This is a genomic window from Mesorhizobium sp. BR1-1-15 (assembly GCF_020165475.1).
In the GTDB taxonomy this organism is placed as follows: domain Bacteria; phylum Pseudomonadota; class Alphaproteobacteria; order Rhizobiales; family Rhizobiaceae; genus Mesorhizobium.
Map to the genome: position 1 here is coordinate 72735 of NZ_JAIUIF010000021.1, position 9041 is coordinate 81775.

Annotated in this window: 6 protein-coding genes; 3 read left to right on the plus strand and 3 right to left on the minus strand. The window is 64.5% G+C overall.

The features are described 5' to 3' along the window. Positions 1–6: 6 nt before the first annotated feature. The 3 genes from LB541_RS26045 to LB541_RS26055 form a co-directional block, all read right to left on the minus strand. On the minus strand, positions 7–2589 hold the full coding sequence (locus tag LB541_RS26045) for an FAD-dependent oxidoreductase (RefSeq protein ID WP_140521095.1): 2583 nt from the start codon (positions 2587–2589) through the stop codon (positions 7–9). After that, a complete protein-coding gene (locus tag LB541_RS26050; protein WP_140817456.1) occupies positions 2586–3071 on the minus strand; it encodes an endonuclease domain-containing protein in 486 nt (161 codons plus the stop codon). The genes LB541_RS26045 and LB541_RS26050 overlap by 4 nt, the downstream gene beginning before the upstream one ends. 164 nt (positions 3072–3235) lie before the next feature. Next, complete coding sequence (locus tag LB541_RS26055; protein ID WP_140521093.1) at positions 3236–4813, minus strand: trimethylamine methyltransferase family protein; 1578 nt, start codon at positions 4811–4813, stop codon at positions 3236–3238. Positions 4814–5029: 216 nt separating this feature from the next. On the opposite strand from LB541_RS26055, the gene LB541_RS26060 reads away from it, so the two are divergent. The 3 genes from LB541_RS26060 to LB541_RS26070 all read left to right on the plus strand — a co-directional run. Continuing rightward, a complete protein-coding gene (locus LB541_RS26060) occupies positions 5030–6919 on the plus strand; it encodes a phospholipase D-like domain-containing protein (protein WP_224619903.1) in 1890 nt (629 codons plus the stop codon). A gap of 165 nt (positions 6920–7084) precedes the next feature. Next, entirely contained in the window at positions 7085–8260 is a 1176-nt protein-coding gene (locus tag LB541_RS26065) for an MFS transporter (protein ID WP_140670297.1), read from the plus strand. A 94-nt stretch (positions 8261–8354) separates the two neighbouring features. After that, the coding region (locus LB541_RS26070; protein WP_224619905.1) for an MFS transporter at positions 8355–9041 on the plus strand (687 nt) is incomplete at its 3' end.

The following is a 9041-nucleotide window of genomic DNA, read 5'->3' on the forward strand; positions in this document are numbered from 1 at the left end:
GAAACCTCAGCTCCGCATCTTCTCGCCGCTCGGGTCGAACGGCGCCTCGACATTGATGCGGGCCGGACGGCGATGGCCGAGAATCTCGATCTCGAACAGGCCGGCGCTTTCATCCTGGGCCAGCGCCGCCGGCACGTAGCCCTGCGCCATCGACTTCTGGACGTAGTGGGCATAGCCGCCGGAGGTGACCCAACCGACCACGCGCCAGTCGCCGTCGACGATGCCGCGCACGGCGGACGCGCCTTGCGCCGCCTTGGAGCCCCGCACTTCCTTGCCGGCCGCATCGAAGCGCGGCGCGCCAAAGCCATGCGGCTTTTCCACCGTACCGTAGTCCTTGCCGACCTTGGCCCAGATCGGCTCGTCACCCATCACGTCGGCGTCGGCCGCCTCGACGATAAAGGACACGCGGCGCAGCTTCGGTCCTTCGGCCCGTTCCCTGGCGGCCGCGTCGCGGCCGATAAAGTCGTTCTTCTCCAGCTTGATGAAGCGGTCCATCGAGCCTTCGAACGGTCCGTAGATCGGGCGCAATTCGCGGAACCAGGTCGGGAAGTTCTTTTCCAGGCGCATGGAGAGCAGGGCGCGCATGCCGAAATCGACCAGGCCGAATTCTTCGCCTGCGTCCCTGATCGCCTTGTAAACCAAGCGCTGATAGGCCGGCGCCATCCAGATCTCGTAGCCGAGGTCGCCGGTATAGGTGATGCGGTTGACCATGCAGGGCGCGCCGCCGACCGCCATTTCGCGGAAATCCATGAAGCGGAAGGCCTTGGTCGAGATGTCGACATCGACCAGCTTCTGCAGGAGATCCCGCGACTTCGGTCCGGCAATCGACAGGCCGACAAGCGTCTGGTCGAAGCGGTGGATGCGCACCTCTGACGCCCTTGGACCATCTTTCGGCAGGTGCTTTTCGAACCAGCGCATGTGATATTTCTGCGCGGCCGACGAGCCCCAGATCATGAAGCGGTCTTCCGCGGCCTTGGCGATGGTGAAGTCGCCGATCAGCTTGCCGAATTCGTTGATCATCGGGGTCAGCACGATGCGGCCCGCCTTCGGCATGCGGTTGGTCATCAGCCGGTTGAGGAAATCCTCCGCCCCTGGTCCGGAGACTTCGTATTTGGCGAAGTTGGCGATTTCGGTGACGCCGACGCGCTCGCGCGTGGCGCGCACTTCCTCGCCGATCGGCCCAAAATCGTTGGAGCGGTGGAAGGACACGATATCCTTGGGCTCCTTGCCCTTCGGCGCGAACCATAGCGGGGTCTCAAGGCCCCAGGAGTCGCCCATGACGGCGTTGTTGGCGAGCATGGTGTCGTAGAGCGGCGTCGTCTGCGCCGGGCGTGCTGCCGGCAGTTCCTCATTGGGGAAGCGGATCGAGAAGCGGCGCGAATAGTTCTCGCGCACCTTGGCGTTGGTGTAGCGCAGGCTCGCCCATTCGCCGAAGCGGGCGACGTCCATGCCCCAGACGTCGAAGCCGGGATCGCCATGCACCATCCAGTTGGACAGCGCCAGGCCGACACCGCCGCCCTGGCTGAAGCCGGCCATGACGGCGCAGGCGCACCAGAAGTTGGTCAGGCCCTGCACCGGGCCGACCAGGGGATTGCCATCCAATGCGAAAGTGAAGGGACCGTTGATGATCTGCTTGATGCCGGCCTTCTCGATGCCGGGGAAATGCTTGAAGCCGACCTCCAGCGACGGCGCGATGCGGTCGAGGTCGGGCTGCAACAGCTCGTGGCCGAAATCCCAGGGCGTGTTGACCGGCGACCACGGCTTGCACGCCTTTTCGTAAGTGCCGAGCAGGATGCCGTTGCGCTCCTGGCGGGTGTAGATCTCGCCCTTGAAATCCATCACGCCGATCATCTCGCGGCCGGTCGATTTGTTGAATTCCTCGACCTCCGGCATGGGCTCGGTCAGGAGATACATATGCTCCATGGCGAGCACCGGCAGCTCGAGGCCGACCATGCGGCCGATCTCGCGCGCCCACAGGCCGCCGCAGTTGACGACATGCTCGGCGTGAACCGTGCCTTGTTCGGTGATGACGTTCCAGGTGCCGTCGACCTGCTGCGTCAGTTCGACGACGCGGTTGCGCAGCACGATCTCGGCGCCGAGTTTCTTCGCCGCTTTCGAGTACGCAATCGTGGTGCCGGACGGATCCAGATGGCCTTCGACCGGATCCCACATGGCGCCGACGAAATTCGTCTCGTCCATCAGCGGGAACATCGCCTTGGCCTCGGATGGCGTGATCAGCTCGGTATCCATGCCGAGGTAGCGACCCTTGGCGTGGGCAAGCCGCAGGAAGTCCATGCGCTCGGGCGAATCGGCCATCATCACGCCGCCGGTCAGGTGCAGCGAACAGGACTGGCCGGAAAGCTCCTCGATCTCCTTATAGAGCTGCACGGTGTAGGCCTGCAGCTTGGCGACGTTGGGATCGCCGTTGAGCGTATGGAAGCCGCCCGCCGCGTGCCAGGACGAGCCGGAGGTGAGCTCCGAGCGCTCGATCAGCATGATGTCTGTCCAGCCGGCCTTTGCCAGGTGATAGAGCACCGAGCAGCCGACGACGCCGCCGCCGATGACAACCGCTTTTACATGGGATTTCATGAAGATAGGTCCGTTTTTGAAGAGATTGAATCGGGTGAGTGCGGTGTGAAAACAAAGCGGAGGTCGGATGCAGCGATGTTTTCGGTCAGCCTGCCGTCGAGCGCGGCAAGGACGGTTTCACAAACGGGAGTACAATGTTTCAGGACGTCATAGCTCCAGAGGCGCAGGATCGAATAGCCTTGGGCGCGCATGAAATCGTCGCGGCGGCGGTCATAGGGACTGTCGGCGTGCTGTGAGTCGTCGAGCTCGACGACCAGCCATTTTTCGCGGCAACAGAAGTCGGCGTAGTATGGTCCGATAGAGAACTGGCGTGTGAACTTGTAGCGACCAAGTCTGCGGGCTTTTGGTTCGAGCCAAAGCAGTGCTTCGGCTTGATTGTTGCCTTGCCTCAGCTTTCGCGCGCGTTGAGTGGTGCCCATCTTGCGGCGACTGCGGGTTTCACGAGCGGCTTCCCCCACTCCGTCTCGGCTTCGCCGAGCCACCTCTCCCCCCTCCGGAGGGAGAGGAAGGGAGCCAGCCTGGCCAAGCCCGCGCCCTTCCTCTTCCCCGTCGATCGGGGGAGAGGTGTCGAGCGCAGCTCGACGGAGTGGGGGTCGACCGTTCATCGAATCCATACGCGTGATCAGTTCATCGACAACGCAGACGATCAAAAATCGGTCGGGGCGCCGCCTTCGGCGCGGCGCTTCTGGACGAAGGCGTTGAGTTCTTCGCGGATCGCCGGGTCCATGTAGGGCTCGTCATAGGAGGCCAGCCGCTCCTTCCACACCTTGTTGGCCTTTTCGAGCGCCGTCGGCGAGCCGGCTTCGGCCCAGGTCTCGAAATTGCGCCAGTCGGACAGGATCGGCGAGTAGAAGGCCGTCTTGTAGCGATCCTGCGTGTGCTGTGTGCCGAAGAAGTGGCCGCCGGGGCCGACCGACTGGATGGCGTCGAAGCCAAGCGCCTGTTCGGACAGGTCGAGCGGGGTCAAGAATTCCGCCACCATCTGCAACAGGTCGATGTCGAGGATGGTCTTCTCGTAGGAGCAGCGCAGGCCGCCTTCGAGCCAGCCGGCGGCGTGCATCATCAGATTGCCGCCGCCCTGGATGGCGCCCCACAGCGAGAACACGCTTTCATAGGCGGCCTGTGCGTCGACCGTGTTGGCCGCGCAGGTGTTGGAGGTGCGGTAGGGGATGTTGTAGCGGCGGGCGAGCTGGCCGCCGACGAGCTGCGCCTTCATGTATTCGGGCGTGCCGAAGGCGGGCGCACCGGACTTCATGTCGACGTTGGAGGTGAAGCCGCCATAACCGACCGGCGCGCCCTTCCTGACCATCTGGGCAAACGCGATGCCGGACAACGCCTCGGCGTTCTGCTGCACCAGCGCGCCGGCAATGGTCACCGGCGCCATGGCGCCCGACAGGGTGAACGGCGTGACGATGACGACCTGGCCCTTGCTCGACATCTGGATGATGCCTTCCATCATCGGCACGTCGAGTTTCAGCGGCGAATTGGTGTTGATGATGGTGAAGACGGACGGTTCTTCGAGCAACTGCTCGTGGCTGATGCCGCGCGCGATACGGGTGATCTCGATGCCGTCGACATTTCGTTCCTTGCCGAGCGAATAGATGTGGAACACCTTGTCGGTCAGCGTGGCGAGGTCGCGGATGCATTCGAGGTGCCGGACGGAGGGGTGGATGTCGATCGGCTCGACCGGATAGCCGCCCGTGCAGTTCAGTATGTTGTGCATCTGCGCCAGGCGCAGGAAATTGCGATAGTCCTGCTGGTTGCCGGGCCGGCGGCCACGATCGATGTCCGAGCAATTGGGCGCCGAGGCCATCATCGAGATGATCAGGTTGTCGCCGCCGAAGCGCACATTGTGCGCGGGGTTGCGGGCATGGATGGTGAATTCAGGTGGGCAGTGCGACACCAGATCGAGGATCATGTCGCTGTCGAAGCGCACGCGCTCGCTGCCTTCGCGCACGTCGGCGCCATGTTCCTTCATGATGCGGCGGGCTTCGTCATGCAGGACGTCGACACCGATCTCCTTCAGCACCCGCAGCGAGGCCAGGTGGATCGATTCCAGCTCGTCGTCGGAAACCAGCTTGGTCGGCTGGAGCGGGATTTTCAGCTGGCGGAACGGCGGCTGCTCGAACGCGGCCGAGCCGCCTGCGCGTTTTCCGGCGCGGCCGCCGCGGCGGGCACGATCGGTTGCCAATGCCGGTTCGGCGGGTTGAAGGGCGGCGGTCATGAGGGGCCTCGTACGATGCGAAAGTGGGCGGCATAATGGACCGGCGGCTGTCCGGCCATTGCGGAGGCGGCGACCACTAGAGCGAGGGAAGCGACATGCCGGAACGGCAGCTGCGTGGTCCCGAGGCGGGCCCGCGGATAAGGGGGCGCCATTCGTTGCAGTATCGTCTTTTGCTTCTGATAAACTTGTGCGTCGAATATCTCCGGAGGGAGAGCCATGCCTGACGTCGTCAAAGTGCGTGCCGCCACCAACAACGAAGTCGCGTTCCTCTCCTGGGACCTCGACGGGATGATCCCGGGCTGCCTGGGCTTCGAGATCGTTCGCCTCTATCCCGACACCGGCGAGGAGCGTTGCCTGGCTTCCTGGGTGCCCTTCAAGGGACAGCGCAACAAGGACTGGATCCCCCAGGATACCGGCGTCTGGCCGGTGCAGAAGACATTCTGGCGCGATCTCACTGTCCGGCGGCGCCGCGACAGCCTGGATGTCAGGCCAGACGGCGAAATGATCGCCTACCGGGTGCGTCCGGTCGGCGATATGAAGGCCGGGCTCGATCCCGTGCCGGTGCGCCCGGAAAAGACCTATACCGGCCCAGCGCGGCCGCTGGGCTATCTCGGCCGGGGCGCGGTCAGTCCGCCGATCTTCCTCGGCCAGATGTTCGGCAAGGCGCGCGTCGCCTTCACGAATGGCGTGCTGTCGACGCAATGGATGTCGCGCGCGCTGGCCGAGGCCGGCATCAAGCTCGGGCAGCGCGACAAGATCAGGGCTGTGCTGCAGGACCCGACCAGCAAGATACGCGCCTACCTGCACGGCGACGTGCCTGATGTGCTGACCAGCCTGCTGAAGCGGGCCAAAGCCGAAGGCGGCACGGTCAGGCTTGCGCTCTACGAGCTTGGCGACGACGAACTGTGCGACGCAATCATTGCCGCCAGGGATGTCGTGGAGGTCATTCTTTCCAACTCGGGCAGGGATGACCAGACGAAGGCCTGGGACGCTGGCAACGCGCCTTACAGGAAGCGGCTGCACGACGCAGGCGTCGCGATGACGGATCGCCTGTTCAACAACAACCATATCGGCCACAACAAGTTCGCCGTCTATCGCGATGCCCAGGGCAAGCCGCAATCGGTGATGACGGGCAGCACCAACTGGACCTCGACGGGCATTTGCGGGCAATCCAACAACGCCTTCATCCGCGACGACCCGGCGATGGCCGAGATATTCGACGCCTACTGGCAGCGCATGAAGGCCGACCTGTTCCCGCCGCCGGCCACGGAAAGCGCCGCCGGCCATGTCGCGCAGACGCAAGGCGTGCCATTTCGCAGGGAGAACCACAGGCCAAACCCGCTCAACGGCGCTACGGCGGCGCTGGACGGCATGACGGTGTGGTTCTCGCCCAATGATCCCGAGCGCAACAGGAAGGACATCTCGGTGCGGCCGGTCGATCTCGAGGACCTCTTCGCCCGCATCAAGGCAGCCAAGCGTGCCGTGCTGTTCCTGGTGTTCAATCCTTCGCGGCTCGGCGACAATTCGATCGTCGACCAGGCGGTGGCGGCGGCAAGGGCCGATCCGAAGCTGATCGTGCAAGGGGCGATCAGCGATGAGACCGCCATGCCCAACTATGTCGCGCCGACCAAGGATCCGGTCACCCATAAGTCGAACAGGGACGGCAAGTCGCCCTTCGTCTATCCGGAGAAGGTCTGGGAGGCGCCGAACGTTTCCATCGTGCGGGCGGCGAACCTGACCGGCGCCACGATCGCCCGCGATTTCCAGGCGGAGGTGCTGACCGTCGGCCATGCCATCGTGCACGACAAGATCGTCATCATCGATCCGATGGAGGACAACGCAACGGTCGTCACCGGCAGCCACAATCTCGGCTACAAGGCTTCCTACGAGAACGACGAGAACATGGTGATCGTCGAAGGCGACAAGACCTTCGCCGCGGCCTATGCCGTGCATATGCTCGACGTGTTCGACCACTACAAGTTCCGCGCCTGGCGCAGGACCATCGGCAAGGGACCTTCGGATGACGATGGGCTGTCCATCGACGACAAGTGGCTGAAGCCTTACGCGCAAGGCAGGAAAGGCGCGATCGCACGGTATTTTCCATAGCGCTGCCGGCGGGTGCTGACGGCTTTTGACGCGAGCCTTCCGGTGCACGGCGCCGGCCGTTGGCGCAAGCGGATTTCGCTGTCCGGCCCTTCCTTTCCCGTGATCGAACCGGTAGCTGATGGCTTGCCGATCCGCAGGTCGGCGATTCACTCATGGAACGGCAGCATGGTCGCGACCGGCTCGAGCCAAGGCGAAGCGGCAACGCAGTGGGCAGCGCTCGCCGGCGTCACCGCAGCGCTGGCGATGTTCGGCGCCGCGCAAGGGCTGAGCTCGCCGCTGTTCACGCTGCTGATGCAGAAGCAAGGCATGTCGCCGGGCCTGATCGGCCTGTCGGCGGCGATGATGCCGGTTGGCTTGATCTTGTCTGCCTCGTTCGTGCCGGCTGCCGTGCGGCTGGTCGGCGCCCGCACGCTCGCCGTCGGCTGCTCGCTGATCGGTGCGCTGTGCTTCCTGGGCATCGGCTATCTGCAGGATTGGGTGGCGTGGTTCGTCCTCCGTTTCATCATCGGCGTCGTCATCAACCCGCTCTATATCCTCGGCGAGGTGTGGGCGCTGTCGCTGGCGCCGCCGGCGCGACGCGGCCGGGTGATGGGCGTGTTCAACACGCTGATGGGGGCCGGCTACTCGGCCGGGCCTTTCACACTGACCCTGCTCGGCACGTCGGGCTGGGCTCCCTTCAGCGTCGGCATTGGTGGTTTCGTGCTCTGCGCCGTTATTCTGCGCCTTGTCTCCTCAAAGCTCACCGGTTTCGAGGATGACGGCCAGCCAGCCGGCAGCTTTATCGGTTTTGCCCGGCTGGCGCCGGCGCTGCTGCTGGCGGTGCTGGTCTCGGCAGCGGTCCAGCAAAGCACCTATGCGCTGGTTCCGGTCTTCGGCGCCGGCTATGGCTTGCCGGAAGCCGTGCTCGCCGCTCTGGTGATGGCGTTATCCCTGGGCAATATCCTGCTGCAGATCCCGCTCGGCCTGCTCGCCGAACGCTTCGGCGGCCGCCCCATGATCCTGGCCTGTGCGGTGGCGACCACCGTTTGCGCGCTTCTGCTGCCGCTGCTGATCACGACGCCGCTGATCTGGGCGGTGCTGCTGGTGATGGGAGCGGTCGGCTATGGCGTCTACACGATGGCGTTGGTGGAACTCGGCAGCCGGTTCAAGGGCTCGCTGCTGGTCACCGGCAACGCCGCTTTCGCCTTGTTGTGGGGCGTTGGCGGCATTGTCGGTCCGCCCAGCGCCGGTCTGCTGATGCAGGCGATCGGACCTTTGGGATTGCCGGCGGTGATCGTCGGCCTGGACGCGCTGCTGGTCGCCTTCGTGCTCTACAGATCGGCCAGCCGCAGAGGCTCCTGACAGGGTTTGGCCGGAACAAGCGTGGGTTCGGGCTTTGGGGCTTACGGCTATCGGGTCGAAACGCTAAGCCTGCAGCCGAGAGGCGATGTGGATCATGGACCGGGTGGAACCGAAGCGCGACGAGACGATGCAGTGGGCAGCGATCACCGGTGTGATCGCGACCGTGTCGGTGTTCGCCATCGCGCAGGGACTGTCCTATCCGCTCTTGAGCTTCATCCTGCAGCGGCAGGGCGTTTCGCCTGTCATGATCGGCCTGTCGGCGGCGATGACGCCGATTGGCTTCATCGTCTCGTCGCCGCTCATACCGTCACTGGCGCGGCGGTTCGGGGCAGGGCGCACGGCGCTGACCTGCGCGGCGCTTTCGGCGGTCGTGCTGGCGCTGATCGGCTGGACACAGAACGTCTATCTCTGGTTTCCGCTGCGGTTCCTGATCGGCGCGGTGACCAATCCGCTCTATGTCTTAAGCGAAATCTGGGTGATCGCGCTGGCGCCGCCGGCCCGGCGCGGCCGCATCATGGGCGTCTATTCCACGATCATCTCGGCCGGCTTCGCCGCCGGGCCGCTTTGCCTGCTGGCCGTCGGTACGGAGGGCTGGCCGCCATTCCTGGTCGGCATTTCCGCTTTCATCTTCTGCGGCGGGTGCCTCGCCCTGGTGGTCGGGCGCCTGCCTAAGGTCGACGAAGCCGGGCATCGGCTTTCGGTGATGGGCTTCATGCCGCTCGCCTGGCTGCTTTTGTCGGCAGTAATCGTGGCTGCCGGCTTCGAGCAGGCGGTGTTGGCG

Excerpts from the sequence above, each read along its gene's own strand:
- LB541_RS26045 (WP_140521095.1), bottom strand. The coding sequence starts at position 2,589 with ATGAAATCCCATGTAAAAGCGGTTGTCATCGGCGGCGGCGTCGTCGGC.
- LB541_RS26055 (WP_140521093.1), bottom strand. The coding sequence starts at position 4,813 with ATGACCGCCGCCCTTCAACCCGCCGAACCGGCATTGGCAACCGATCGT.
- LB541_RS26060 (WP_224619903.1), top strand. The coding sequence starts at position 5,030 with ATGCCTGACGTCGTCAAAGTGCGTGCCGCCACCAACAACGAAGTCGCG.
- LB541_RS26065 (WP_140670297.1), top strand. The coding sequence starts at position 7,085 with ATGGTCGCGACCGGCTCGAGCCAAGGCGAAGCGGCAACGCAGTGGGCA.